Consider the following 26,414-nt stretch of genomic DNA (forward strand, 5'->3'; position numbering starts at 1 on the left):
CAGCGTCAAGGACTAAGGGGAAACTATTCGTCGTCGTACTGTGGACCGGCATAGTTATCAAAGCGCGACCATTGACCGTTAAATTTCAGCCGGACAGATCCGATCGGACCGTTACGCTGTTTACCCAAAATAATCTGCGCGATCCCTTTCTCATCACTGTTCTCGTGATACACCTCGTCACGATAGATAAACATGATTAAGTCCGCATCTTGTTCGATAGAGCCGGATTCACGTAAGTCGGAGTTAACTGGCCGTTTATCAGCACGTTGCTCCAAACTACGGTTAAGCTGTGATAACGCCACTACCGGGACTTGCAACTCTTTCGCCAGTGCTTTGAGTGAGCGCGAAATCTCGGCGATTTCCAACGTTCGGTTATCTGAAAGAGACGGTACCCGCATCAATTGCAGGTAGTCGATCATAATCAGACTCAAACCACCATGTTCGCGGAAAATACGCCGCGCGCGGGAGCGCACTTCTGTCGGTGTCAGACCGGATGAGTCATCGATGTACATATTGCGTTTTTCCATCAATATACCCATGGTGCTGGAAATACGCGCCCAATCCTCATCATCGAGTTGGCCGGTTCGGATACGGGTCTGGTCAACATGTGACAGCGACGCCAGCATACGCATCATGATCTGATCGCCGGGCATCTCCAAACTAAAGATCAATACCGGTTTTTCCTGCATCATCGCGGCGTTTTCACACAAGTTCATCGCAAACGTGGTTTTACCCATTGATGGACGTGCGGCGACAATGATCAAATCTGATTTCTGTAATCCGGCGGTTTTTTTATCAAGGTCGGTAAAGCCGGTTGAAACACCGGTCACCCCATCATGGGGCCGCTGATAAAGTTGCTCAATTCGCGCGACCGTGGCTTCGAGGATTTGATCGACACTTTTCGGCCCTTCATCTTTACTGGCACGGCTTTCAGCTATCTGAAACACTTTGGATTCAGCCAAATCCAGCAGATCTTCACTGCTACGCCCTTGAGGATCATAACCGGCGTCAGCTATCTCATTGGCGACCGAGATCATTTCACGAACTACCGCACGTTCGCGCACGATATCAGCATAGGCACCAATATTCGCCGCACTTGGGGTGTTTTTCGATAACTCTGCCAGATAGGCAAATCCCCCCACCGAATCCAGATCGCCTTTTTGCTCTAGCGACTCAGATAAGGTGATCAAATCGATCGGTTTGCTGTTTTCCAGCAAACGCTGCATTTCAGTAAAGATTCGGCGATGCGGGCGGCTGAAGAAGTCATTGCTGGCAACGCGTTCTGACACATTATCCCAGCGTTCATTATCCAGCATCAAACCGCCCAACACGGACTGCTCTGCCTCCAGCGAATGAGGCGGGAGTTTCAGCCCTTCCATCTGGCGGTCTCGTGGCTCTGTCATATTGTTGGTTGGTTTTTTTGCGGCCATGAAGAGTGTTCTTTACCTTTGTTGCGATAGGAAAATATCGAATAGAAAATATAACGGCCTAGTATATACACAAAGTAATTGGAGTTGCAGGTAGACCGCAAATGAATGGAGCTGATGAGTTCAGAAAGTTCGGTGATGAGGAAAAAAATGCCGCTCACATTGCAGTACCGTCTTATTCGCAGAGGTAATAATATTCCCTATTACATATCGGTATTAGCCAGATCTTGGCACTCCGAGCAGAACCCTGTAGGGTGAAAATACACCTATCTATAGGAGCTACCATGGCAAAGCATATCCAATTCAGTACCACTGGCGGGCCGGAAGTGTTGCAATACCTTGACTTCACCCCTTCTGACCCTGCAGCACATGAAGTTCAGGTAGAAAACAAAGCGATCGGTATTAACTATATCGATACTTATGTTCGCAGTGGGCTTTATTCACCATCACAGTTTCCTAGTGGGTTGGGAACAGAGGCGGCGGGAATTGTCACCAAAGTTGGTTCGTCGGTTAACACAATCAACGTCGGTGACCGGGTGGTATATGCCCAATCAGCTCTCGGGGCTTACAGCGAAGTGCATAATGTTGCGGCAGAGAAGATTGCCATACTTCCTGACAACATCTCTTTCGAGCAGGCCGCAGCATCATTCCTCAAAGGGCTGACCGTCCACTATCTGTTGCGCCAAACCCACGAGATAAAACCGGGTGAGGTATTCCTATTCCATGCGGCGGCGGGTGGTGTCGGGCTAATTGCTTGCCAGTGGGCGAAAGCGCTTGGTGCTAAGCTTATCGGCAGTGTTGGCTCTGATGAAAAGGCCGAATTGGCAAAAGCCGCTGGCGCCTGGGCCACGATTAACTATCGTACAGAAAATATCGCCGAACGGGTGGCAGAGCTGACGAATGGCGAGAAAGTGGGTGTGGTGTATGACTCGGTTGGGAAAAGTACCTGGCTGGATTCGCTTAATAGCCTTAAGCGCAGAGGCTTGATGGTGAGTTTCGGTAATGCCTCCGGCCCAGTGACAGGAGTAGATCTTGCCATCCTGAACCAAAAAGGCGGGCTATATGTTACTCGCCCCTCCCTCAACACTTATGTCACCAATCGGCAAGAGTTAGCAAGTGCCAGCCACGAACTGTTTTCACTGATTGCTGGCGGAGCCATTAATGTCGATGTGGCAAAAGCACAGCAATTCCCGTTGCGTGATGCTCACCGTGCCCATCAAATCCTAGAAAGCCGCCAGACCACAGGATCCAGCTTACTGATACCCTGAGTTGTTTGGCCATTCCTAAGGTAATATTGTTGAAAAAACAAAGGGCTCCGATTAAGGAGCCCTTCTTTACAACGCTTTCTTTGATGCACATGTAGGGGTACAGCAGCGTATTCTGTCAGAGCTAACTGCCGTTTATACGGCTATTTTTACCTCTGGCAGGGATGAAAATGCGATACCAAATCGTATCGGTTAGCATCCTAGCAAGCACGCCCGAGAAAAAATACGTTTTCCCTCTGATTCGCCCCACTAATCTTTCAGGCTGTGATCGCTACCGCAAGAAAGGGAAATTTTAGTAACGCCGGACTATCGGTTTCTGCATCGAACGCCATATCCAGACCGCCACAACCGCCAGAATCAACCAAGGTAGCAGCTTAATCATCATGACGAATAAGCCACCCACCATCATAAAAGCAGCAGCCACCAGCAATGCAGCGAAGATCCCTAACAGGGAAATACCGGTTACCATCAGCATGACAAAAAAGCCGATAACAAAGAGAATTTCAAACATGGCTGGCTCCTTAATAAGGGTGTATGTCCCACAACCACATCATTAAATATAACGAACAAATCGGGGATTTTATAAGAAGTACTACAAGAAGCATGCCAACTTTAACATATCGGCTAATTCATTGAATTTACTGATTAAGTAATATTAATGCCTACCAGAAAAATGGATAGGCATGGTCAATTTGACTAACTTATAGCTAATTTACTATTCTATTATACCCAAAGTAATTGGCGTCGCAGGTAGGCAGCAAGTGAACGCATCCCGATGAGCTTACACAGTCAAGTGATTTGGGTGACAAATCTGCCGGGAGCAGATTTGAACGCTGCTTGCAGCGGCCTCGCCTTGCGAGGCCCACCGGATGGGCCGAGTAACTAGCGTAGCTAACAACCCTGCGACTTCAAGGACGAAGGGTATAAGGCCGAGTGACCAGCGCTAAGGCTTGCTCTACTACAGCAACGCCAGCACCTGGCTTATGGGCATTTTCGCTTAGATGACGACGCCATTGACGCGCACCAGGAATTCCCTGAAAAATCCCAAGAATATGCCGGGTGATGTGGCCCAAATAAGCGCCGCGAGACAACTCCTGTTCGATATAAGGATAAAGCGCTTCAATCGCCTTAATGCTATCGACCACTGGGGCATTCACATCAAATAGTTCGCGATCCACTTGGGTCAAAATGCTTGGATTTTGGTAGGCTTCACGGCCCATCATTACCCCATCAAGATGTTTAAGATGCTCTTTGGCTTCAGCCAGCGTTTTCACACCACCATTAATGGCAATAGTCAGTGTTGGGAAATCACGCTTGAGCTGATAAACCCGCTCATAATCCAGCGGTGGCACTTCACGGTTCTCTTTCGGGCTAAGCCCTGAGAGCCAGGCTTTGCGAGCATGAATGGTAAAGATATCGCATTCGCCACGGTCCGCCACCGTTTGCACAAACTCGCACAAGAACTCATAGCTATCCAGTTGGTCAATGCCGATACGAGTTTTAACGGTGACAGGAATAGAAACCACATCGCGCATAGCTTTAATGCAGTCAGCGACCAGTTCAGCCTCACCCATCAGGCAAGCGCCAAAACGACCATTTTGTACCCGATCAGACGGGCAACCCACATTTAGGTTTATTTCATTGTAGCCGCGTTGTTCAGCCAATTTGGCACAATGGGCCAGCGCCTGCGGGTCACTGCCTCCAAGTTGCAGTGCCACCGGATGATCCTGTTCGCTATAAGCCAGATAGTCAGCTTTACCATGAATAATGGCACCGGTGGTGACCATTTCGGTATATAACAAGGTCTGCTTGGTTAACAAACGATGAAAATAACGGCAATGACGATCGGTCCAATCGAGCATCGGCGCGACGGAGAAACGTTGTAGGGGGTAGTGTGGCTTATTGGCCGGGGTGCTGGAAAAAGTCTGGGCTGCGTGCATTTACGGTGATTTCATCGGTTATTATTTCATCAAATACCCTTTGAAGTTGCCCGCCGAGCGAACCCTACAAAGGGATGGAATGACTAATTATACCATAGAAGCTGACCATAGCTGCCTGTGTGATAATTGAACTCTACGACTGATCGTTCTGTCATCGAATCCTGTGAATTAACAAAAGTGTGATACCCACCTTCCCCTCGTTTTTTCACCTCTCGGCGATTAACGCTAAATATGGTAAAATCAATTCAATTCAAATGCTGCGGGATGGATATAATGAAACCTATCGATGAGGAAAAGCTGCTGGCTCAGGCTGAAAGTCTGTGTCAACAACGTAACGTCCGGCTGACACCGCAACGTCTTGAAGTACTACGCTTAATGGCACAACAACCTGGCGCAATCAGTGCCTATGACCTGTTGGATTTGTTGCGTGTGTCTGAGCCACAAGCCAAGCCTCCAACTGTTTATCGCGCATTGGATTTTTTGCTGGAGCAAGGGTTTATTCACCGCGTCGAGTCGGCTAATAGTTATGTGTTATGTCATCATTTTGAAGAGCCAACCCATACTTCAGCGCTATTTATCTGTGATCGGTGCAAAATAGTCACTGAACGCACTACAGTGGGCATTGAAGAGGCATTGGCACAGTTAGCAAAACAATCAGGTTTTGTACTGCGTCACAGTGTGGTTGAAGCGCACGGTTTATGTGCTGAATGCGGGGAAGTTGAAGCATGCGAAAGCCATGAGCATTGTGACCATGACCACTCTATTGTCACTAAAAAGAAATAGCTGCGTACCTAATTGAAGTTGCTGCAATGTTAGCTGCTCTACAATTACTTTAGATATAAATCCCTGGTGGGTATATATCAGTTAATAAAAAGCAGACTGCCGCGAGCAATGCGACAGGGTAATAATTAATAATAAGGCACATCCGTGTGCAGACGTAGATATAAATACAGGTTAGCTAGAATAGCTTTTATTAAAATAACCTCACCGCTTCAGTATAATTGGAGTTGATACACCAATAACAAGACGGGGTTGATTAACAATACATATTCTATGAAACGAGAAACCCGATTAATTTATATCAATATCAATTTAATTCCATTTAATGCTGTTACCAGCGATATTTACTGTGGTCTTCCCAGGCTTTGACTTCTTTCTCGGCTTGCTCTTTCTGATAGCCGTATTTCTCCTGGATTTTACCCACTAGCTGGTCACGCTTACCTTCGATTACCGTTAAGTCATCGTCAGTCAGCTTGCCCCATTTTTCTTTCACTTTACCTTTAAACTGCTTCCAGTTACCGTCGGCTTGATCTTTATTCATAATATCTCCGTTACCTTGGGATTAGTCAGTTTATTTAATTCAATACGATAAACATTCTCTATTGAGAAAAACAACCACATTTAAATTAGTCACTCACAGTCATAATTTAAAATTAAACTTCGTTGTTTCGCTTACCGTACGAATAACTATAGCAGAGGATACTAGCAATTAAAGCCAGGATAATATTAATCACTGAGATTATAGCTATAAAGTAAAAATAAGCACTGATATTATTCAGTTAAAACAGTAGGTAATAACTTATTGTCGGAATCGTCTCAATCTAAATAACTTTTCCATACTTGGAGCTGTAGCAGGCTAGCTGTACTTGTTACTTGGCCCCTTCCCAGACATCACCTCTGAGAGGCCGCTGCAAGCAGCATTCAAATTTTCTCCCCGCAGATTTGTCATCCGAATCATCTACTTGTCGTTAGCATTGATCGGAATTAGCGAGCTTCTTTGCGGCTGCCTACCTGCAACGTCAATTATTTTGGGTATCTGAATCGTTTAATGGGGTCATTCATAATAAAAAGCCGCTCCTGAGCAGGAACGGCTTATCAGTTCAATATAAAACGCTAATGTTAGATCCAGTCGCCATTACGGATAACACCGACGGCCAATCCTTCAATGGTAAAGCTTTGTTCGCGCAGATCGACAATAATCGGTTGGAACTCACTATTTTCTGGCAGAAGCTGTACGATATTACCTTGTTTTTTCAAGCGTTTTACCGTCACTTCATCATCAATTCGTGCCACGACCACTTGCCCGTTACGCACATCTTGCGTTTTATGCACCGCTAATAGGTCGCCATCCAGAATACCGATATCTCTCATCGACATCCCATTAACCCGCAACAGAAAATCTGCACTCGGTTTAAACATTGATGGGTCTACTTTGTAGTGCCCTTCGATATGCTGCTGTGCCAGCAAAGGTTCACCTGCGGCAACCCGACCAATCAGTGGCAGGCCGTCTTCTTCTTCCATCAGCAAACGAATGCCACGGGAAGCGCCAGAAACAATCTCAATGACGCCTTTACGGGCCAGTGCTTTTAAATGCTCTTCAGCGGCGTTAGGAGAGCGAAACCCCAGACGCTGCGCAATTTCGGCACGGGTCGGTGGCATGCCGGTTTGCGCTAGGTGATCGCGAACCAGGTCATAAACCTCTTGCTGTCTGGTAGTAAGTGCTTTCATTCCGCCCCCTGTTTGTTTATACAGTCTTGCTGTGAGTATATACAGGTATGCGGGTGTTGGGAACCAAAGAGTGAATAAAAACAGGGATTAATCACAGCTTATTTCTGCGGCATTGTTCGGCATAACGTTAACCAGCATGCTGCCAAAGTACGGTTATCCAAACAAATAACGCTAACAAGATAGCGAGGAATACTGCCGCGGACCCCATATCTTTGGCGCGGCCCGATAGCTCATGGAACTCACTGCCAATCCTGTCCACTACCGCCTCAATCGCACTGTTAATGACTTCGATAATGATCACTAAAACCACGCTACCAATTAATAAAAGGCGTGCGATAGCATCTACATCCAGCCAGAAGGCCAGTATGATAGCGATTATGGCAGCAACAGCTTCCTGACGAAATGCCGCTTCGTTTTTCCAGGCAGCCGTTAAGCCTTTCACAGAATAACCGGCCGCTTTATAGACTCGGGCCAGCCCTGTTGATTGATTCGCCATGTTTTATTGCCTTTATCTTAAGTTAATGATGATTTTTGCCGCTTTCTGTTGTCTTATCACCACAGATCTCAAAACCAGTTTCTGGTATCCTTGCGACGAATTGCTAACAAGAGGCTTCATGTAGTTATGTCAGGTTGGCGTAAAATATATTATAAGTTATTGAATTTACCACTTAAAATGTTGGTAAAAAGCAAGGTTATTCCGGCAGACCCTGTGACTGAGTTAGGGCTAGACCCCTCTCGTCCTATTCTGTACGTTTTGCCTTACAATTCTAAGGCTGATTTGCTGACTTTGCGAGCGCAGTGTCAAGCACAAGACCTGCCCGACCCATTGATTCCATTGGAAATCGATGGCGTGCAACTGCCCAGCCATGTGTTTATCGATAATGGCCCGCGGGTCTTTCGCTACTACGCGCCTAAACAGGAATCGGTAAAGCTGTTCCACGACTATCTGGATTTGCACCGCAATAATCCCGAGTTAGATATCCAGATGTTACCGGTTTCCGTGATGTTTGGTCGTTCGCCGGGGCGTGAAGGCCACGGAACACCCCATCTGCGCGTGCTTAACGGAGTGCAAAAATTCTTCGCGGTATTGTGGCTGGGTCGCGATAGTTTTGTGCGTTTCTCTACCACAGTTTCACTGCGCAGGATGGCCAGCGAGCACGGTACCGATAAAACTATCGCCCACAAACTGGCTCGCGTAGCGCGGATGCACTTCTCCCGTCAACGCCTGGCAGCGGTTGGCCCTAGTCTGCCTGCCCGGCAGGATCTGTTCAAAAAGTTGCTGACCTCAAAGGCGATTGAAAAGGCCGTCGCCGATGAAGCGCGGACCAAGAAAATCTCCCATGAGAAAGCACAGCAAAATGCCATTACGCTGATGGAAGAGATCGCAGCCGACTTCTCATATGAAGCCGTGCGTCTCTCTGACAGAGTATTGAGCTGGACGTGGAACCGTTTGTATCAAGGTATTAACGTCCATAATGCAGAACGGGTGCGGCAGTTGGCGCAAGATGGCCATGAAATCGTCTATGTGCCTTGTCATCGCAGCCATATGGATTATCTGCTGCTCTCCTACGTGCTTTATCATCAAGGGCTGGTGCCGCCGCATATTGCCGCCGGGATTAACCTTAACTTCTGGCCTGCCGGGCCTATCTTCCGCCGTTTGGGCGCGTTCTTTATTCGTCGCACCTTTAAAGGCAACAAACTCTATTCAACGGTTTTCCGCGAGTATTTAGGTGAACTGTTCACCCGTGGTTATTCAGTTGAATACTTTGTTGAAGGAGGGCGCTCACGTACCGGCCGCCTGCTGGAGCCAAAAACCGGCACACTGTCGATGACCATTCAGGCGATGTTGCGTGGTGGCTCACGTCCAATCACTTTGGTGCCGATTTATATCGGTTACGAACATGTGATGGAAGTGGGTACCTATGCCAAAGAGCTGCGTGGTGCGACCAAAGAGAAAGAGAACCTGTTGCAGATGCTGCGGGGCTTGCGCAAGTTGCGTAACCTCGGTCAGGGCTATGTCAACTTTGGTGAACCGATCCCGTTGACCACCTATCTGAACACCAATGTACCGCAATGGCGTGATGCCATTGATCCGATTGAAGCTCAGCGCCCAAGCTGGCTAACACCGGCGGTAAATGATTTGGCCGGTAAAATCATGGTGAGAATAAATAATGCGGCAGCAGCGAATGCCATGAACTTGTGTTCTACCGCATTGTTAGCCTCACGTCAGCGTTCACTCACCCGTGAGCAGTTGCTTGAGCAACTTGATTGCTATCTGCAACTGATGCGTAATGTGCCGTATGCGAAAGATGTCACTGTGCCGGATAAAACACCGGAAGAGTTACTTAATCACGCCTTGAATATGAATAAGTTTGAGGTGGAGAAAGACAACATTGGTGACATTATCATCCTGCCACGGGAACAAGCCGTGCTGATGACCTATTATCGCAATAATATCCAGCACTTACTGATGCTACCGTCACTGATAGCCAGCATGGTGATGTACCACCGCCGCATTACCCGTGACGAATTGTTGCGCCAAATCAGTATGATTTATCCGATGTTGAAAGCTGAACTGTTCCTGCATTACAGCAAAGAGCAGTTACCACAGACGCTGGACACGCTGATAGATGAACTGGCCCGCCAGCAGTTGATTTGTGACAAAGGGACCGAACTAGTGCTGAATCCGGCCCGAATTCGCCCACTGCAATTACTGGCCGCCGGTGTGCGGGAAACCCTGCAACGATACGCGATTACCCTGTCGCTGTTCAGTGCCAATCCGAGCATTAACCGTGGGGCGCTGGAGAAAGAGAGCCGTATCATGGCGCAGCGATTGTCTGTTCTGCACGGGATTAACGCACCAGAATTCTTCGATAAAGCGGTATTTTCAACACTGGTCGGTACCTTGCGCGAAGAGGGTTATATCAGTGACAGTGGTGACGCGGTTCAGGAACATACGTTGGAAGTTTACAATATGCTGAGTGCGTTGATGACGCCGGAAGTGAAACTGACTATCGAGAGTGTCAGTATGCCAGCCGAAACCAGCAATCAACGGCCAGAATCCGAGGCAGAGGATAAATCGGAAGATTGATTCCTCAAGACGCTAAACAAAAATGGCCGGATTCATCATCTGGCCATTTTTTTGACTGTTTTCCAGAAACGTATTTACTGCCAATAACTAATCAGAATCCCTAAAAACAACACCAGCCCTACGTAATTATTATTCAAAAACGCACGGAAGCAGGCGTCGCGGTCACGCTGCACAATCATCTTTTGTTGGTGGATAAACAAGGCACCCGCCAGCAGGATTGACCAATAGAATGCGCCGCCCAACCCCATCAGCCAGCCGATAGCAACCATCAACACAAGTGTAGCCAGTTGCAGCAAACCTATAATCAGCTTGTCATGTTGACCAAATAAAATCGCCGTGGACTTAACCCCAATTTTCAGGTCATCGTCGCGATCAACCATTGCGTATTGCGTGTCATAAGCGACGGTCCAGCAGATGTTCGCCAGCAATAACAGCCAACAAACCAAGGGTAAGCTCTCACTCACCGCAGCGAATCCCATCGGAATTGACCAACCAAAAGCTGCGCCTAATACCACTTGGGGTAGATGAGTGACCCGCTTCATAAACGGATAAATCCAGGCTAACGCCAATGCTGCCAATGATAACCAAATGGTCATGCTATTAAGGGTTAACACCAGACCAAACGAGAGCAGTACCAATACCACAAACAGGATTTTGCTCTCTCGTTCACTGATAATACCACTGGGTAACGGGCGGGATGCCGTGCGTTTTACAAAGCCATCAATATTTCGGTCAGCATAATCATTGACGACACAACCAGCCGCACGCATAAAAAATACACCCAACACAAACACAATCAGTATTTTGGTTTCTGGGATACCCTGTCCCGCCAGCCATAATGCCCACAGCGTCGGCCACAATAGCAATAACGAGCCAATAGGCTTATCAATCCGCATTAAACGGCAATAAGCCTGCCATTTGGTCTGAACAGTACTTCCCTTCAATTTATCCATCTCCAAAATCTTACTACGGCTTAAACCGCATACAGTGGCGAGGCCGGTAAAAAAACTTCCGTCAGTAACAGGGGTTTGCCTGACAGACGCAGCAATGAGCGGCGCGCCCAAAGTTCATTCTGCCGCCCCACTTGAATATAATCACGGCTTAAATTGTCCCCACCAAATAAATAGCGCCCGAGTGGGAGGGTGCCCAAATCCACCAGCGCCCTATCTGGGCCAGACAGTGTCTGCTCGGGGATAACCGTGCGACCAAGCAGCCAGGGTTCATTATCACCACACAAAATGATTTCCCGTAGCCAATAGCGTTCGCTTACAGGTAAGTGTTCTGCATCTTCCCCTAACTCATTACGCGTAATAAAGCATTCTCGCTGGGGTTCGACATGGACTCGTTGGCAATATTGCTCAAAACGCCGGGTCATCGACCCCAATTCCATCAACCAATCAGCGATATCAGCAGGAAAATTGGGCTGGTCAATGGCACACCATTGGATAGGTTTTATAATTGATGCATCGCCGGTAGACATCTAGCTTGCTCCCTGCCGGGGAGAAAAGACTCTCCCCGCTAATTCGTAAAGAAGGGGACATTGTAGCGCAGATTGAGGATCCCGCGACATCAGGTTACTTTTTATTATGACCAACAAAGGACGTAATTTTATCGAATTGTTTTCTATTATTGATGAGTTAGGGGAACCCATCCCTTATAACGGATAATTGCCGCACCAGAGTTATCATGTCGACTGGACGGCCTGAAGTACATCTCAAGTAAATCTGCCGCCTCTTGTCCAGAAAGGTAGGTATTGTCTCCCTGGGTGATCAGCTCAGGAGTCAAATTTTCATATAATTGTCTTATCTTCGGCACCATTGAATTAAGCTGTTCTACATTTATTAAATTTGTATCAAAAACGTATAATCCTTCTTTGTTGGCAGTTTGCACAATGGTAATAACATGCCCCCTCTCCGGAAAAAATAAAATGCTTTCACCGGGTTTAAACTGCTAATTTCCGCTTTTATCGTCTGCAAATCGAAGGGATAGACAATCATTCAATTGATGATATCGGCGCAAGCTCAATCGCATGTCTTTTACATTCTCACTTAATCTTTTTCTTTCTGGCAAAAAACTAAATAAGTGAGTTTGAGATTTAAAGCAGAATTAACCACAACAGGGTGTCGCGAAGATAACCAATAGCAAAACGAGGCGTTGCGAACGGCAGTAGCTGTATATAAGACCCAACGAAAAAAGGTGCGCCAAAGCGCACCAACCATCTAGCCATATTCGGCAGTGCCGGGATTTAACCCTTGCCTTTTACACTACCAATAAAGGTTTTTCGGGCTGAAGTTGAGCCCAAATGTTCCGCCTCGTTCAACAATTTCAGCGCCTTATCGACATCACCGGCTTTCACCGCATCTTTAATCGCCTGGTTGAAGTAGTTTTCAGTCTCACTCAGCATTGGCTCCGCAGGTTTTATCGGTGCGGGTACTGCAGCTGGTGTAGGTTGAACCGCGCTGCCTACCACGACTGGAGCCGAAGCCGGTGCTGACTGTATTAAGCCAATCATAACGTTGCCCATCCCCTGCTCAGCAGTGGCCTTGATTTTCAGGTTGCCTGTCGGGGTGTGTTTAGCGATTGGATCTGGAATATCCGGTACCGCATTACCGACACCCATGGCATAAGCTTTGGCTGGGTCCAGCAGCTTGGTGGTTTTTGCCAAATCGTCACGGGTGGTGTAAACCAGCAAATAAATTTGTTTCTGGCCCAGTGCCGGGGTCAGTTTCATCACCCCTTGCAGACGATCACTGGTCATAATGCCCGCTTTTTCATAAGTGAAATAGCTGGACGGATAGTAAGCCGCTGGGCGCATTTGCTCGTCCAGCACTAAAACGCTAGGGGAAAAAAGCTGATTATCAGTCACTAAACTGCTAAGTGTAATCTCCATCGATCCACGATCGGCGGGTAAAGCAAAAGCGGCAACAGCCCCTTCAACATTCTCTTGAGAGATTTGTGGACTCGCCGCAGTCAGTTTGATGTCCTGCGTAGTCGGTGGCACTAATGGCTGCCATGGTAACTGCTGTAAGGTGGCGGTACTGATCGTCGGCGCGATAGAAACATTCGCCGGAGAAATAGTTGACTCTGCTTGCACCGCCAGAGGTGCTGTAACCCCTAAAGCCAATGCCAGACAAAGTGACAGTAGATTCTTTTTCATTGTTATTACCCTCATACATTGAGCGTCAGCGCTAACTGTGCACAGGCAAGGTCGGCAGAGTTAACCAAATCCCCATCATACTTCAAGCTGCATGGGCGTTGGCTGCAACTCGAATTATTTAGGGCATCTCACTTTTCTTGTTTAAACAATCAAACAGCCGCCCCAAAGGGCGGCTGCATCATGCTGTTACCACCAAGCTTCGAATTGCGCACCAAAGGTGACTTCGTTGCTCTTACCGCGGCTATCAGTACCGATAGTCCCATTTTGTGCCAGACCGTTGTCCGCGCTACCGCTGACATCGTTATAGCCCCACTTCTCATCCCAGTTGGCATAAGTTGCGAAGACACGAATTGCCGGGCGTGACCAGATGCTATCGCCTGCCTGCCACTGTTGTGCCAGGGTCAGTTTGTACTGGCCGTTACGGTCACCGGTACGTTGTGACTTAACATTGTCGTAGCCTGCTTCCAGCAAGGTACTCATGATTGGGGTCCATTTGTACATCGGACGCACCCCCACGCTGTACCACGTGGTGCCGTTTTGGTTGTCCCAGTCAGTGTCCTGATACAACGCGACGTACATCATGTCCCACTTCTCAGCCAGGTTGATGGCACCGTGGTCGATAACACGTAATCTGTTACCGTTGTTATTAACGTTTGCACCTTCAGAGTGACCTGATTGTGATGATGTCATTGAATCTGTTGCGTATTGCACCACGAACTTGTTAAAACCACCCATCATGCTTTGGGTATGTTCAACCGTCAGCATGGCACCATCTTTAGAGGCATCAGGAGCTAACGCGTAGTCGTCCTGAGTATTGGCGCGGCCATAATCCACACCAAACTCCAAGGTGCCGCCTGGGTTAGTTTCTAAACCGGCTAAACGCACATCGAACACATCATTAGCAGTGTGGTCAGCATCTTTACGGGCATTATCGATCCAGGCACTTGAACCACCCGCTTCTGAGTTACGGGTTGCTGCCAGAGATAACTTACCGAAGCCCAGATCAATAGCTTCTACACCTGCACCTGGACCTGAAATATCCCAGTAGTAGAAGTCAATCATATGGACGTCATGACGTTGATAGAAGCGTTTACCGGCCCACATGGTGGAACCCGGTAACCATTCGATCAGGTTTTTACCCTGCACGTTAGCCTCACGGAATGCAGGAGATGTTGACTCCCAGTCATTCTGTTGTGAAACGGAATACGCCACGTTGGTATCGAAGTAGAAGCTCTTGTCGCCTTCTTTCCACAATTCCTGGCCTAATTTAATTTCCGCATACGTTTCACACTCGTTACCCAGACGGTATTTACTTTGGGCGCCAGTGGCTTTGAAACATTGCTGTTCGCCACCGCTTCCTGTCCAACCGATACCGGAACGTGCATACCCGTGGAAATCAACAGCCATAGCTTGAGTAGAAAGAACACCAGCGGCAACAGCCAGTGCTATCGGTAACTTGCGCAGAGTAGTCATCAGTAATCTCCTGTTATATTTGCCTGTCGGCATGCGTGCTTTACATTCTGCTGTGGCTAGACGCCCAGTTCCTGGTACAACCGCTTACACGCAGTGCCGTCCTCACGGAACAGATGACAGCGTTGCGGCGGCAGGCCAATAGCGAATGTTGCACCTTCTTCTACCAGCACCACGTCGTTCTGGCGGTAGACCAGGTTCTGACGTATTGCCGGGATTTGGATGTGAATTTGAGTTTCATTACCCAGTTGTTCTACCACCTGAATCTCACCTTCCAGCGTGACTTCAGAGGCACTGCTTGGCAGCAGATGTTCCGGGCGAATACCCAAAGACATATTTGCACCGACCTGAACCTGAGTACCTTCCACCGGCAGCCACACTAACTGGCCATTTGGATTTGGCAGTTCAATCTGTACCTGACGAGGTTCAACGGCGGTCACTTTAACCGGTAAAAAATTCATTTTTGGCGAGCCGATAAAGCCCGCAACAAAGCGATTAGCTGGGTAGTGATACAGCTCCAGCGGCTTGCCGACCTGCGCAACATTGCCGGCATCCAGCACCACAATCTTGTCTGCCAGCGTCATCGCTTCCACTTGGTCATGGGTGACGTAAATCATGGTGCGTTGCAGGCGCTTGTGGAGGCGCGAGATCTCAATGCGCATCTGCACCCGCAGTGCCGCATCCAGGTTGGACAGGGGTTCATCGAGCAGGAATACATCCGGCTCAGCGACCAGTGTCCGGCCAATTGCCACACGCTGGCGTTGACCACCGGATAGCGCTTTTGGCCGCCGGTCCAGCAGGTGAGCCAGTTGCAGCACTTCGGCTACCTGATTCACCCGTTGGTTAATTTCGGCTTTCTTCGCACCCGCCAATTTCAGGCCGAACGACATGTTCTCTGCTACAGACAGATGGGGATAAAGTGCATATGACTGAAACACCATGCCAATACCGCGTTCAGACGGCGGCACTTCGTTCATCCGCTTGCCACCAATCAGCAACTCACCCGAGGTTATGTCCTCAAGACCGGCAATCATCCGCAGCAGCGTTGACTTTCCACACCCTGATGGGCCAACAAACACCACAAACTCACCGTCATCGATTTCCAGATTGATATCTCTGGAGATCACCGCCTCACCAAAGGCCTTATAAACGCCGCTCAGCGTTACATTAGCCATCTGTTACTCCTTTGCTTACGCAAACAACTTTTCATATGAACCTGAATGAAGAAAAATGGCGGAAGCAAACCCCGGCATAACCCATCGATTACTCCCAGCCCCTGATGACTCTCGCACTGCGCGTCGTACCGCCATGCTTAGAGCAGGTTGCCTCGGACGACGTCGCGGCCTGAGTATAGGGCTGCACATTGCTTAACGCTTCAAGGTGCTGATCTGTCTGGGTGATAATTAACCGAACAACCACATTTTGTTGGCGACGGTGTTTCAATGCTGCCGATAGTGCGCGAGTGGCACTATTTGGTAATCATCCGTAACAAAGTTTTTCATGGGGGAGGAGATGGGAGGATGAGGGAACGACCCGCGTGGGCAGAAGTTCCACTGGAAAGACAAATACGTGATCTGGCTTGCAAATTTCGACCTGCATTATTGTGTCTGACACCACAGAATAGGCAGCAGTGTTAACTGGGTCACAATAACCTGCTGGGGGGCGTAGAGGGGGGGAGGATGATGGTGTATCCGGTTGTGACTCAATATGTCGGCGTAGTGTTTTGGTCAGTGTAATAAATAATTTGCAGCCCAACATTTTTGCAGCGCTGCCACACCCTCCTCACTTAGTGATTCACGGCTACACCAGCCTGAAAATGGGCTACAGAATTCGCAGCTAATGATTCACAAGAAAGTCGATACCCACAAAATTGGATAAAAGGATTGGATTATGACTCGCAGCTTCACAAAATCCGGCATTGGTAAGACCGCACGTGTTTTGGCTCTTTCAGCATTAGCCACGCTGGTGCTCTCTTCCTCTGCTTTTGCCAAGATTGAAGAAGGTAAACTGGTTATCTGGATCAATGGCGATAAAGGTTATAACGGGTTGGCGGAAGTCGGTAAGAAGTTCGAGAAAGATACCGGCATCAAAGTCACTATCGAGCATCCAGATAAATTGGAAGAAAAATACCCGCAAGTGGCTGCCACTGGCGATGGCCCGGATATTATCTTCTGGGCTCATGACCGGTTTGGCGGTTACGCACAATCCGGTTTACTGGCTGAATTGCACCCTTCTAAAGCCTTCCAAGACAAACTGTTCCCGTTCACTTGGGACGCCGTTCGCTTTAATGGCAAACTGATTGGTTACCCGGTCGCGGTTGAAGCACTGTCGCTGATTTACAATAAAGACTTAGTGAAAGAAGCACCAAAAACGTGGGAAGAAATCCCAGCGCTGGATAAAACCCTGCGTGCCAATGGCAAGAGCGCCATCATGTGGAACCTGCAAGAACCCTACTTCACCTGGCCGGTTATCGCCGCTGACGGTGGCTATGCCTTCAAACTCGAAAACGGTGTATATGATGTGAAAAACGTTGGCGTGAACAATGCTGGCGCGAAAGCGGGTCTACAATTTATTGTCGATTTGGTGAAGAACAAGCACATCAATGCCGATACAGATTACTCCATTGCAGAAGCGGCCTTCAACAAAGGCGAAACAGCAATGACCATCAATGGCCCATGGGCATGGTCCAACATTGATAAGAGCAAAATCAATTACGGTGTGACCTTGCTGCCAACCTTCCACGGCCAGCCATCCAAACCGTTCGTCGGCGTGTTGACTGCCGGTATTAACGCCGCCAGCCCGAATAAAGAACTGGCAACTGAATTCCTGGAGAACTACCTGTTAACTGATCAGGGTCTGGCTGAAGTGAATAAAGACAAACCTCTGGGCGCAGTAGCACTGAAATCATTCCAGGAACAACTGGCAAAAGATCCACGCATTGCTGCCACCATGGATAACGCCACCAAGGGTGAAATCATGCCAAATATTCCACAAATGGCGGCTTTCTGGTATGCCACCCGCAGTGCGGTACTGAACGCCATCAGCGGGCGTCAGACAGTTGAAGCGGCATTGAACGACGCAGCAACGCGTATTACCAAATAACAGTTTCACCTGCAAAAGGGCACGATTCGTCGTGCCCAACACCACTTGCTGCAACACGATAACCATACTCAAAGTAATTGACGTTGCAGCAAGGCAGCCAATGAACGACAAGTTAGCTGAAACTAATTTGAACAGCATTTTATGCTGGCCCGTAGGGTGAGCCTCAAAGAGGCTTATTAATCCCGATAAGCTTACACAAGTAAGTAATTCGGGTGAGCGAGAGCAGCTAACACCGCTGCGACTTCAAGTACGAAGAGTATGAAGGGAGTTTTATGCAGTTATCCCACACCGAGTTCGAAAGTCATAAAAAGAAAACCGCCTGGTGGCAAAGTGATGTGCTTAAATGGCTGATTATCGGCACATTAAGCCTATTTACCTGCTATTTGATTGTGTTGATGTATGCTCAGGGTGAATATCTTTTTGCCATCGTGACGCTAATTTTGGTGAGTCTGGGGCTGTATGTCTTTGCCAATCGTCGCGCCTATGCCTGGCGCTATGTTTATCCCGGCGTGGCAGGTATGGGGCTGTTTGTGCTGTTCCCACTGATTTGCACTATCGCCATCGCTTTTACCAACTACAGCAGTACCAACCAATTAACCTTTGAGCGTGCCCAATCAGTATTAATGGATCGGCAGTTTCAGACCGGTAAAACCTTTACCTTTGGCCTTTATCCCAGTGATAACCAATGGCGTTTGCAGCTTACCAACCCTGATGACAGCTCTGTTCTGATTTCCGCGCCTTTCAGCCTTGATACGACGGGTGAGAAAAAAGTCACAGTCGCCCCCACCAGCACTGAACAGACCGGCGAACGCGCGTCACTGCGTATCATTACTCAGAATCGCCAGGCACTCGCTGAGTTGGTGGCACTGCTGCCCAGTAGTGGCGAACTGCGCATGAGTTCACTGCGCCAGTTTTCAGCGACCAGCCCGCTCTATAAACTGGGCGCTGACGGTAAAGAGCTGCTCAATCAGCAAACCGGGGTTATCTATCGGCCAAACCCTGATGTCGGTTTTTACCAAGCCATTAACGCCGACGGCCAGTGGCAAAACGAAAAACTCAGTCCTGGCTTTACCGTCACTATCGGCTGGAAAAACTTCCTGCGGGTGCTGCATGATGAAGGGATACAGAAGCCTTTTATCTCCATCTTTATCTGGACCATTATTTTCTCGCTACTGACCGTGGTACTGACAGTTGCCGTCGGTATGGTTTTAGCTTGTGTGGTGCAATGGGACTCGTTGAAAGGCAAAGCGGTTTATCGCGTGCTGTTAATACTGCCCTATGCGGTACCATCGTTTATTTCAATCTTGATTTTCAAAGGGTTATTTAACCAAAGCTTTGGTGAAATCAACCTGATGCTAAGTAGCCTGTTTGGCATCAAGCCCGCCTGGTTCAGTGACCCCATTACCGCGAAAAGCATGATTTTAATCGTCAACACCTGGCTCGGCTATCCCTACATGATGATTCTGTGCATGGGGCTACTCAAAGCGATTCCCGAGGACTTATATGAAGCCTCGGCAATGGATGGCGCAGGCCCGTTCCAGAACTTCTTCCGCATCACGTTGCCACTGCTGATTAAGCCGCTGACGCCGCTGATGATTGCCAGCTTCGCCTTTAACTTTAACAACTTTGTGTTGATTCAGTTATTGACCAATGGCGGCCCGGATATGATTGGCACCACCACGCCAGCAGGCTATACCGACTTGCTGGTCAGCTACACCTACCGTATTGCCTTTGAAGGGGGCGGCGGCCAGGACTTTGGCTTGGCGGCAGCGATTGCCACCCTGATTTTCATTCTGGTCGGCGCGCTCGCGATACTGAATCTGAAAGCCAGCAAAATGAACTTTGACTAAGGAGGAGATGCAAATGGCAATGGTTCAACCTAAATCCCAGCGTTTGCGTCTATGGGGCACTCATTTTCTGATGTTGTGCTTTATCGCGCTGATTATGTTCCCGTTGCTGATGGTGATTACCATCTCGCTGCGGCCTGGTAACTTTGCGACCGGTAGCTTGATCCCGGATCAAATTTCATGGGAACACTGGAAACTGGCACTGGGTATGAGTGTGACTCATGCTGATGGCAGCGTAACCCCACCACCATTCCCGGTGATGTTGTGGTTATGGAACTCCATCAAGATTGCGGTCATTACCGCCATTGGGATTGTCACGCTCTCCACTACCTGCGCTTACGCCTTTGCTCGCATGCGTTTTCGCGGTAAAAGCACCCTGCTGAAAGGCATGTTGATCTTCCAGATGTTCCCAGCAGTGCTGTCGCTGGTGGCGTTATATGCATTATTCGACCGTATCGGGCAGTATCTGCCATTTATCGGGCTGAATACCCACGGCGGGGTCATTTTTGCTTATATGGGCGGTATTGCCCTGCACGTCTGGACCATCAAAGGCTATTTCGAAACCATTGATAACTCGCTGGAAGAAGCCGCAGCACTGGATGGCGCGACCCCATGGCAAGCTTTCCGGCTGGTGCTGTTACCCCTGTCGGTGCCGATTTTAGCCGTGGTGTTTATTCTGTCGTTTATCGCCGCTATCACCGAAGTCCCGGTGGCATCGCTGCTATTGCGTGATGTGAACAGCTACACGCTGGCAGTGGGTATGCAGCAATATCTGAATCCGCAAAACTATCTGTGGGGCGATTTCGCCGCTGCTGCGGTGCTGTCTGCCATTCCCATCACCGCAGTCTTCCTGCTGGCACAACGCTGGCTGGTAGGTGGCTTAACGGCAGGTGGGGTGAAGGGTTAACGATATCATCATTCAAAATTTCATCACCCAATACCCAACGTAATTGGAATTGTAGCAAGGCAACAAACGAGTGACTAATCGGTTGAAAACCGATTTGAACAGCATTTATGCTAGCCCGCAGGGTGAGCCTCTTTGAGGCTCATTAATCCCGATGAGCTGACTTAGGTCAGTGATTCGGGTGAGATAGTGCAGTAAACAAAGCTACAATTTCAAGTAAGAAGGGTATTTTTTCCCTCTGGTACTGTGTCTTTAGGGCGGCCGTAATGGCCGCCATTTTTATTCTCTTTTTAATCTTTCGGTATTCGCCAAATACAAGGTCACCACCAGCAACAATATCGAACCGGAATAAATTAACGTATCGATCGGGTTTTCATGATCAACGATGATCAGGCGGATAATCGCGGTGATCCCGATATAGATAAAATAGCGCAACGGGAAGTGATAACCCGACTCAAAATACTTAACAATCAACGCAATAAACTCAAAGTACAGGAAATAAATTACAATCCCTTCAATCAGCATGTAAGAAGATGCATCCTGATTATTGACGAATAAGACCTTACCAAGATGGAAGGTTTCTTTTATCAAAAAGACCACCAAAATAGCGGCCAATGCAATCAACCCCACATTCAGTAAACGCTGTAGATTTTTGGCTATCCATTGAGAACGCGAATTTTTGGCCATAAATACTCCTATTGAAAGTAGGTGAAATAATCCGGGCCGAAAAAAAGCCCCTTACTGAGTAAGGGGCTAATAAGCACGGATCAAAGAGCTTAAGCCCGCAAGCTTAACGCCAGTTCTTGAAACGGTTAATCAACGCATTGGTAGAACTGTCATGACTGGTTACGTTTTTATCATCTGCCAGTTCTGGCAAGATACGGTTAGCCAGTTGTTTACCCAGCTCCACACCCCATTGGTCGAAGGTATAGATATTCAGGATAATCCCTTGAGTAAAGATCTTGTGTTCATACAGCGCAATCAATGCACCCAGGCTGAACGGCGTAATTTCACGCAGCAGGATGGAGTTGGTTGGGCGGTTGCCTTCAAACACTTTAAATGGCGCGACATGAGCCACTTGCTCAGGGGTTTTGCCTGCCGCAGCAAATTCAGCTTCAACTTCTGCCAGTGATTTGCCAAATGCCAGTGCTTCGGTCTGGGCAAAGAAGTTCGACAGCAGCTTGGCGTGATGATCACTCAGTGGGTTATGGCTGATAGCCGGTGCAATAAAGTCACAAGGAACCAATTTGGTGCCCTGATGGATCAACTGATAGAACGCATGTTGGCCGTTAGTACCTGGTTCACCCCAGATAATAGGGCCGGTCTGGTAATCAACCGGATTACCGTTACGATCCACATACTTGCCATTAGACTCCATATTGCCCTGCTGGAAGTAAGCCGGGAAACGGTGCATGTACTGATCGTAAGGCAGGATAGCTTCGGTTTCTGCGCCGAAGAAATTGTTATACCAGATGCCGATCAATGCCAGCAGGATTGGTAGGTTGTGCTCCGCAGACGTTTCGGCGAAGTGTTTATCCATGGCATGCGCACCACTCAGCAGTTGTTCGAAGTGTTCGAAACCAACCGACAGCGCGATAGATAAACCAATGGCGGACCACAGAGAGTAACGGCCACCAACCCAATCCCAGAATTCAAACATATTGTTGGTATCAATACCAAACTCACCCACAGCTTTGGCATTGGTCGACAATGCAGCAAAGTGTTTGGCGACATGTTCCACAGAAACCGCAGTAGACAGGAACCAGTCACGCGCACTGTGGGCGTTGGTCATGGTTTCTTGGGTGGTGAAGGTTTTTGATGCCACCAGGAACAGCGTGGTTTCTGGGTTCAACGGTTTCAACGTTTCAGCAATATGGGTGCCGTCAACGTTTGAAACGAAATGCATATTCAGATGATTTTTGTACGGGCGCAGTGCTTCAGTCACCATGTAAGGGCCGAGATCTGAACCGCCGATACCGATGTTCACCACATCAGTAATCGCCTTGCCGGTATAACCTTTCCAGTCACCGCCAATCACGCGGTCACAGAACTGTTTCATTTTAGCCAGCACTGCATTCACTTCTGGCATCACATCCTTGCCATCCACCACAATCGGGGTGTTACTGCGGTTACGCAAAGCAATATGCAGTACCGCGCGGTCTTCAGTGCGGTTGATTTTTTCACCGGAAAACATGGATTTAATTGCACCGGCCAGATCAGTTTCCTTCGCCAGAGCTTGCAGCTTTTCCATGGTTTCGCTGGTAATGCGGTTTTTGGAGAAATCCACCAGCATTTGATCATTAAACGTGGCTGAAAACTTGTTAAAACGCTGGTCGTCCTTGGCAAACAGACTGCTGATGGTGACATCTTTCATCTGCTCAAAGTGTTGCTGTAACGCTTTCCAGGCAGCGGTTTGACTAGGATTAATATTTTTCATAGCGGCGCTCTTCTAGGCTTAAGGATAATGAAACGAATGGGTTAATTGTATCCTGTTCGGGTGTGATTGAGATCTCTTTTCTTGCGATAGGTGTTATCTCTCGAAACAACACTTGATCTCATCCCTGTTTTCGCAGTGTGTCATTGTCTAACAGTATCTATTGCCAAAGTAATGGTAGTGGCAGGTAGGCAGCAAGCGAACGACAAATCGGTCGGGAACCGATTTGAACAGCAGTTATGCTAGCCCGCAGGGTGAGCCTCAAGGATGAGGCTCATTCATCCCAATGAGCTTACTCGGGTAAGTGAACGTAACTAACACTCCAGCAGCTTCAAGTACGAAGGGAATAGTCAATTTAGTGATATCACAGCGCATATTATTAAAGATGAAAATACCTCATAGCCATTTCATTGACAGAAAGTCGATAACCCGTTATTTCCTTGTACAGAGATAAATACTGATGACCCCCAAGATGGCATCCCTGATACGAGGTTTTTTTAGATGATTCAAGCAGCACCCCAGCAGAGCCGCAGCGCCCCTTCTGCGACCGTGGTTGCCAAATTTGGTGGCACCAGCGTGGCAGACTTTGATGCCATGAGTCGCAGCGCCGATGTGGTTTTATCGAACCCGGACGTTCGTTTGGTTATCTTGTCAGCTTCGGCTGGCATTACCAATCTGTTGGTCGCCCTTGCCGATGGCTGTGAGCCTGAAAAGCGTGAACTTCATTTAGCAGAAATTAGTCGAATTCAATCCGATATTCTAGCCAAACTCGGCAATCCGGTGGTTATCCGCGATGAAATTGAACGCATGCTAGAAAACATCGCCATGCTGTCTGAAGCAGCCAGTCTGGCAACGTCTGCGGCGTTAACCGATGAACTGGTGAGTCACGGCGAATTGATGTCTACACTGCTGTTTGTCGAGCTAATCCGCCAGCGTCAGGTGGCAGTGGAATGGTTTGATGTACGTAAAATCATGCGAACCAATGACCGTTTTGGTCGTGCTGAACCGGATACCCATGCGCTGTCTGAATTAGCCCAAACGCAATTGGCCCCACGTATCGCGCAGGCCATTGTTGTCACACAAGGTTTTATCGGCAGTGAAAGCAAAGGGCGCACCACTACCCTTGGCCGTGGCGGTAGCGATTACACCGCTGCGTTACTGGGTGAAGCACTGAATGTTGGCCGCATTGATATTTGGACAGACGTTCCTGGGATTTATACCACCGATCCACGGGTGGTTCCGGCAGCAAAACGCATCGATAAAATTGCTTTCGAAGAAGCGGCTGAAATGGCGACATTTGGTGCCAAAGTCTTGCATCCGGCCACCTTGTTGCCAGCCGTGCGCAGTGATATTCCCGTGTTTGTCGGCTCAAGCAAAGACCCAGCGGCTGGCGGCACCTTAGTCTGTAATGAGACCGAGAGTCCACCACTGTTCCGTGCCTTGGCATTGCGCCGCAAACAGACGCTGCTGACCTTACATAGCCTGAATATGTTGCATGCACGTGGTTTTCTGGCGGAAGTGTTTAATATTCTGGCGCGCCACAATATTTCAGTTGATTTGATAACCACCTCTGAGGTGAGTGTCGCGCTGACTCTTGATACGACAGGTTCGACATCAACGGCGGGCAGTCTACTGACCACCTCACTGCTGACTGAACTCTCCTCGCTATGTCGGGTTGAAGTGGAAGAGAATCTGGCGTTGGTGGCAATTATCGGCAATAACCTGTCACAAGCTTGTGGCGTCGGTAAGGAAGTATTCGGTGTCCTTGACCCATTCAATATCCGCATGATTTGCTATGGCGCCAGCAGCCATAACCTGTGCTTCTTGGTGCCAGGGAATGATGCTGAAAAAGTGGTGCAAACCCTGCATCACAATCTGTTTGAGTAACAATTTATTTGAATAATACGCTGTTTGAATAACACGGCTTGAGTCAGAGTAAAAACTAACTATACACTGCTAACAACAACAACAAGCTGATAACACCGACCGGGCGATTTCGTCCGGTTTTCTTATATCTGACACTGACGACTAAGGACTTTCGCTTCATGTTAGTAAAAATCACCCGGCTGTTCCCGCTGTGGGCGCTGCTGCTGTCAGTCGCGGCCTATTTCCGCCCGACCACCTTTATCGGTATCGGGCCTTATGTCGCCCCGCTACTCATGTTAATCATGTTTGCTATGGGGGTCACTCTGCGGCTGGATGATTTCAAACGTGTACTATCGCGCCCGGCACCGGTAGCCGCGGCAACTTTCCTGCATTATCTGATTATGCCGCTCACTGCCTGGATTCTGGCGATACTATTCCGTATGCCACCGGACTTGTCTGCCGGTATGGTACTGGTAGGCAGCGTTGCCAGTGGGACAGCATCTAATGTGATGATTTATCTGGCCAAAGGAGATGTCGCGTTATCAGTGACTATCTCGGCGGTTTCTACCCTGGTGGGGGTTTTTGCCACGCCATTACTGACCCGTTTATATGTCGACGCCACCATCAGTGTTGACGTAGTGGGAATGCTGAAAAGTATTCTGCAAATCGTGGTCATCCCTATTAGCGCAGGGCTGATTATCCATCACACCTTTACTAAAACGGTGAAACGTATTGAGCCTTATCTACCGGCGATGTCGATGGTCTGTATTGTCGCTATCATTAGTGGCGTGGTCGCCGGTAGCCAGAGTCATATCGCTTCAGTGGGTTTCGTGGTGATTATTGCGGTTATCCTGCATAACGGTATTGGCCTGTTAAGTGGTTACTGGGGCGGGAAACTGTTCGGCTTTGATGAATCCACCTGCCGCACACTGGCCATTGAAGTCGGTATGCAAAACTCAGGACTAGCAGCTACGTTGGGTAAAATTTACTTCTCGCCACTGGCTGCCCTACCCGGCGCATTGTTCTCGGTCTGGCATAACCTCTCCGGTTCACTACTGGCGGGCTACTGGTCAGGTAAACCAGTAGAGAAAGATAAAAAGTAATACCAAAGAGTATAAATGCCCGAACCACTCGGGCATTTTCAATTTTTCTGTTTCTTTTTATTCCTCGTTTTAGACAGAAAAACAACATCAATAACACCCAGCATTACCCTGATAATATTTAAAATAAATCTGAAAACAGTCACTCAATAACCGCTTAATATTAAAAATTTATTATATTTCCCTTCTCCCTTAATATTCCTTAATTATTGTCTTCAGCCCGCCGTCTCTACTCTTTAGGGACGGTAATAGTGCTGCCCGTAAATTTGACTCAAGGACGGAAAGGACTGGGTCCACTCATCG

General features: G+C 48.4%; 21 protein-coding genes and 1 pseudogene. 8 read left to right on the forward strand and 14 right to left on the reverse strand.

Annotation, left to right across the window (positions count from 1 at the left end; genetic code table 11):
• Nucleotides 1-23 precede the first annotated feature (23 nt).
• Nucleotides 24-1,430, reverse strand: coding sequence for a replicative DNA helicase (gene dnaB / locus V1956_RS00235; protein ID WP_005191462.1), 1,407 nt, complete (start codon nucleotides 1,428-1,430; stop codon nucleotides 24-26).
• Nucleotides 1,431-1,711: 281 nt separating this feature from the next.
• Here dnaB and V1956_RS00240 point away from each other — a divergent pair, with 281 nt between their 5' ends.
• A complete protein-coding gene (locus V1956_RS00240) occupies nucleotides 1,712-2,695 on the forward strand; it encodes a quinone oxidoreductase (protein ID WP_372560375.1) in 984 nt (327 codons plus the stop codon).
• A gap of 289 nt (nucleotides 2,696-2,984) precedes the next feature.
• Here the strand turns inward: V1956_RS00240 and pspG are convergent, their stop codons facing one another.
• Both pspG and dusA read right to left on the reverse strand, forming a co-directional pair.
• Nucleotides 2,985-3,203: an envelope stress response protein PspG gene (pspG, locus tag V1956_RS00245; RefSeq protein WP_420071404.1), complete on the reverse strand. Its 219-nt coding sequence runs from the start codon at nucleotides 3,201-3,203 to the stop codon at nucleotides 2,985-2,987.
• A 397-nt stretch (nucleotides 3,204-3,600) separates the two neighbouring features.
• Entirely contained in the window at nucleotides 3,601-4,632 is a 1,032-nt protein-coding gene (gene dusA / locus V1956_RS00250; RefSeq protein WP_372560374.1) for a tRNA dihydrouridine(20/20a) synthase DusA, read from the reverse strand.
• Between the two features lie 273 nt (nucleotides 4,633-4,905).
• Between dusA and zur the strand changes: the two genes are divergently transcribed.
• A complete protein-coding gene (gene zur / locus V1956_RS00255) occupies nucleotides 4,906-5,415 on the forward strand; it encodes a zinc uptake transcriptional repressor Zur (RefSeq protein WP_372560373.1) in 510 nt (169 codons plus the stop codon).
• A 328-nt stretch (nucleotides 5,416-5,743) separates the two neighbouring features.
• On the opposite strand, the gene V1956_RS00260 is transcribed toward zur, so the two are convergent.
• The 3 genes from V1956_RS00260 to V1956_RS00270 form a co-directional block, all read right to left on the reverse strand.
• Nucleotides 5,744-5,953, reverse strand: a complete 210-nt coding sequence (locus V1956_RS00260; RefSeq protein WP_004391853.1) for a CsbD family protein — start codon at nucleotides 5,951-5,953, stop codon at nucleotides 5,744-5,746.
• A gap of 578 nt (nucleotides 5,954-6,531) precedes the next feature.
• The gene (gene lexA / locus V1956_RS00265) at nucleotides 6,532-7,140 is read right to left on the reverse strand and encodes a transcriptional repressor LexA (protein ID WP_005191485.1); all 609 of its coding nucleotides are present in this window, start codon (nucleotides 7,138-7,140) and stop codon (nucleotides 6,532-6,534) included.
• 127 nt (nucleotides 7,141-7,267) lie between these two features.
• Nucleotides 7,268-7,636 carry a diacylglycerol kinase gene (locus tag V1956_RS00270; protein ID WP_083162113.1) on the reverse strand — a complete coding sequence of 123 codons (369 nt, stop codon included), beginning with the start codon at nucleotides 7,634-7,636 and terminating at the stop codon, nucleotides 7,268-7,270.
• Nucleotides 7,637-7,762: 126 nt separating this feature from the next.
• Between V1956_RS00270 and plsB the strand changes: the two genes are divergently transcribed.
• Nucleotides 7,763-10,231, forward strand: a complete 2,469-nt coding sequence (gene plsB / locus V1956_RS00275; protein ID WP_442824716.1) for a glycerol-3-phosphate 1-O-acyltransferase PlsB — start codon at nucleotides 7,763-7,765, stop codon at nucleotides 10,229-10,231.
• Nucleotides 10,232-10,305: 74 nt separating this feature from the next.
• Here the strand turns inward: plsB and ubiA are convergent, their stop codons facing one another.
• From ubiA to V1956_RS00305, 6 genes and pseudogenes are all read right to left on the reverse strand, one after another.
• Nucleotides 10,306-11,175 carry a 4-hydroxybenzoate octaprenyltransferase gene (ubiA, locus tag V1956_RS00280; RefSeq protein WP_083164025.1) on the reverse strand — a complete coding sequence of 290 codons (870 nt, stop codon included), beginning with the start codon at nucleotides 11,173-11,175 and terminating at the stop codon, nucleotides 10,306-10,308.
• A 29-nt stretch (nucleotides 11,176-11,204) separates the two neighbouring features.
• On the reverse strand, nucleotides 11,205-11,711 hold the full coding sequence (ubiC, locus tag V1956_RS00285) for a chorismate lyase (RefSeq protein ID WP_372560371.1): 507 nt from the start codon (nucleotides 11,709-11,711) through the stop codon (nucleotides 11,205-11,207).
• Between the two features lie 765 nt (nucleotides 11,712-12,476).
• Nucleotides 12,477-13,388, reverse strand: a complete 912-nt coding sequence (malM, locus tag V1956_RS00290; RefSeq protein ID WP_442824717.1) for a maltose operon protein MalM — start codon at nucleotides 13,386-13,388, stop codon at nucleotides 12,477-12,479.
• 186 nt (nucleotides 13,389-13,574) lie between these two features.
• Nucleotides 13,575-14,861 (reverse strand): maltoporin, encoded by a 1,287-nt coding sequence (locus tag V1956_RS00295; protein ID WP_442824718.1) that lies wholly within the window; start codon nucleotides 14,859-14,861, stop codon nucleotides 13,575-13,577.
• Nucleotides 14,862-14,917: 56 nt separating this feature from the next.
• A complete protein-coding gene (gene malK, locus V1956_RS00300; protein WP_005191494.1) occupies nucleotides 14,918-16,033 on the reverse strand; it encodes a maltose/maltodextrin ABC transporter ATP-binding protein MalK in 1,116 nt (371 codons plus the stop codon).
• A gap of 15 nt (nucleotides 16,034-16,048) precedes the next feature.
• A pseudogene (locus tag V1956_RS00305) lies at nucleotides 16,049-16,277 on the reverse strand (hypothetical protein).
• Between the two features lie 471 nt (nucleotides 16,278-16,748).
• Between V1956_RS00305 and malE the strand changes: the two are divergent.
• From malE to malG, 3 genes are all read left to right on the forward strand, one after another.
• Nucleotides 16,749-17,960 (forward strand): maltose/maltodextrin ABC transporter substrate-binding protein MalE, encoded by a 1,212-nt coding sequence (gene malE, locus V1956_RS00310; RefSeq protein WP_083162101.1) that lies wholly within the window; start codon nucleotides 16,749-16,751, stop codon nucleotides 17,958-17,960.
• Nucleotides 17,961-18,232: 272 nt separating this feature from the next.
• The gene (gene malF, locus V1956_RS00315; protein ID WP_420071142.1) at nucleotides 18,233-19,810 is read left to right on the forward strand and encodes a maltose ABC transporter permease MalF; all 1,578 of its coding nucleotides are present in this window, start codon (nucleotides 18,233-18,235) and stop codon (nucleotides 19,808-19,810) included.
• 13 nt (nucleotides 19,811-19,823) lie between these two features.
• Entirely contained in the window at nucleotides 19,824-20,714 is an 891-nt protein-coding gene (malG, locus tag V1956_RS00320; protein ID WP_032907691.1) for a maltose ABC transporter permease MalG, read from the forward strand.
• A 276-nt stretch (nucleotides 20,715-20,990) separates the two neighbouring features.
• Here the strand turns inward: malG and psiE are convergent, their stop codons facing one another.
• Nucleotides 20,991-21,398, reverse strand: coding sequence for a phosphate-starvation-inducible protein PsiE (gene psiE / locus V1956_RS00325; protein WP_004705335.1), 408 nt, complete (start codon nucleotides 21,396-21,398; stop codon nucleotides 20,991-20,993).
• Nucleotides 21,399-21,501: 103 nt separating this feature from the next.
• On the reverse strand, nucleotides 21,502-23,148 hold the full coding sequence (gene pgi / locus V1956_RS00330) for a glucose-6-phosphate isomerase (protein WP_372560367.1): 1,647 nt from the start codon (nucleotides 23,146-23,148) through the stop codon (nucleotides 21,502-21,504).
• A gap of 498 nt (nucleotides 23,149-23,646) precedes the next feature.
• Here pgi and lysC point away from each other — a divergent pair, with 498 nt between their 5' ends.
• Together lysC and panS are read left to right on the forward strand one after the other, a co-directional pair.
• Nucleotides 23,647-25,032, forward strand: coding sequence for a lysine-sensitive aspartokinase 3 (gene lysC, locus V1956_RS00335; protein ID WP_372560366.1), 1,386 nt, complete (start codon nucleotides 23,647-23,649; stop codon nucleotides 25,030-25,032).
• 158 nt (nucleotides 25,033-25,190) lie between these two features.
• Entirely contained in the window at nucleotides 25,191-26,114 is a 924-nt protein-coding gene (panS, locus tag V1956_RS00340) for a ketopantoate/pantoate/pantothenate transporter PanS (protein ID WP_083162093.1), read from the forward strand.
• Nucleotides 26,115-26,414: the final 300 nt, after the last annotated feature.

It is taken from the genome of Yersinia sp. 2540 StPb PI (assembly GCF_052217165.1).
Taxonomy (GTDB): Bacteria; Pseudomonadota; Gammaproteobacteria; order Enterobacterales; family Enterobacteriaceae; genus Yersinia; species Yersinia enterocolitica_E.

Coding starts and splice junctions, on each gene's coding strand:
- dnaB (WP_005191462.1), bottom strand. CDS start 1,430: ATGGCCGCAAAAAAACCAACCAACAATATGACAGAGCCACGAGACCGC.
- V1956_RS00240 (WP_372560375.1), top strand. CDS start 1,712: ATGGCAAAGCATATCCAATTCAGTACCACTGGCGGGCCGGAAGTGTTG.
- pspG (WP_420071404.1), bottom strand. CDS start 3,203: ATGTTTGAAATTCTCTTTGTTATCGGCTTTTTTGTCATGCTGATGGTA.
- dusA (WP_372560374.1), bottom strand. CDS start 4,632: ATGCACGCAGCCCAGACTTTTTCCAGCACCCCGGCCAATAAGCCACAC.
- zur (WP_372560373.1), top strand. CDS start 4,906: ATGAAACCTATCGATGAGGAAAAGCTGCTGGCTCAGGCTGAAAGTCTG.
- V1956_RS00260 (WP_004391853.1), bottom strand. CDS start 5,953: ATGAATAAAGATCAAGCCGACGGTAACTGGAAGCAGTTTAAAGGTAAA.
- lexA (WP_005191485.1), bottom strand. CDS start 7,140: ATGAAAGCACTTACTACCAGACAGCAAGAGGTTTATGACCTGGTTCGC.
- V1956_RS00270 (WP_083162113.1), bottom strand. CDS start 7,636: ATGGCGAATCAATCAACAGGGCTGGCCCGAGTCTATAAAGCGGCCGGT.
- plsB (WP_442824716.1), top strand. CDS start 7,763: ATGTCAGGTTGGCGTAAAATATATTATAAGTTATTGAATTTACCACTT.
- ubiC (WP_372560371.1), bottom strand. CDS start 11,711: ATGTCTACCGGCGATGCATCAATTATAAAACCTATCCAATGGTGTGCC.
- malM (WP_442824717.1), bottom strand. CDS start 13,388: ATGAAAAAGAATCTACTGTCACTTTGTCTGGCATTGGCTTTAGGGGTT.
- V1956_RS00295 (WP_442824718.1), bottom strand. CDS start 14,861: ATGACTACTCTGCGCAAGTTACCGATAGCACTGGCTGTTGCCGCTGGT.
- malK (WP_005191494.1), bottom strand. CDS start 16,033: ATGGCTAATGTAACGCTGAGCGGCGTTTATAAGGCCTTTGGTGAGGCG.
- malE (WP_083162101.1), top strand. CDS start 16,749: ATGACTCGCAGCTTCACAAAATCCGGCATTGGTAAGACCGCACGTGTT.
- malF (WP_420071142.1), top strand. CDS start 18,233: ATGCAGTTATCCCACACCGAGTTCGAAAGTCATAAAAAGAAAACCGCC.
- malG (WP_032907691.1), top strand. CDS start 19,824: ATGGCAATGGTTCAACCTAAATCCCAGCGTTTGCGTCTATGGGGCACT.
- psiE (WP_004705335.1), bottom strand. CDS start 21,398: ATGGCCAAAAATTCGCGTTCTCAATGGATAGCCAAAAATCTACAGCGT.
- pgi (WP_372560367.1), bottom strand. CDS start 23,148: ATGAAAAATATTAATCCTAGTCAAACCGCTGCCTGGAAAGCGTTACAG.
- lysC (WP_372560366.1), top strand. CDS start 23,647: ATGATTCAAGCAGCACCCCAGCAGAGCCGCAGCGCCCCTTCTGCGACC.
- panS (WP_083162093.1), top strand. CDS start 25,191: ATGTTAGTAAAAATCACCCGGCTGTTCCCGCTGTGGGCGCTGCTGCTG.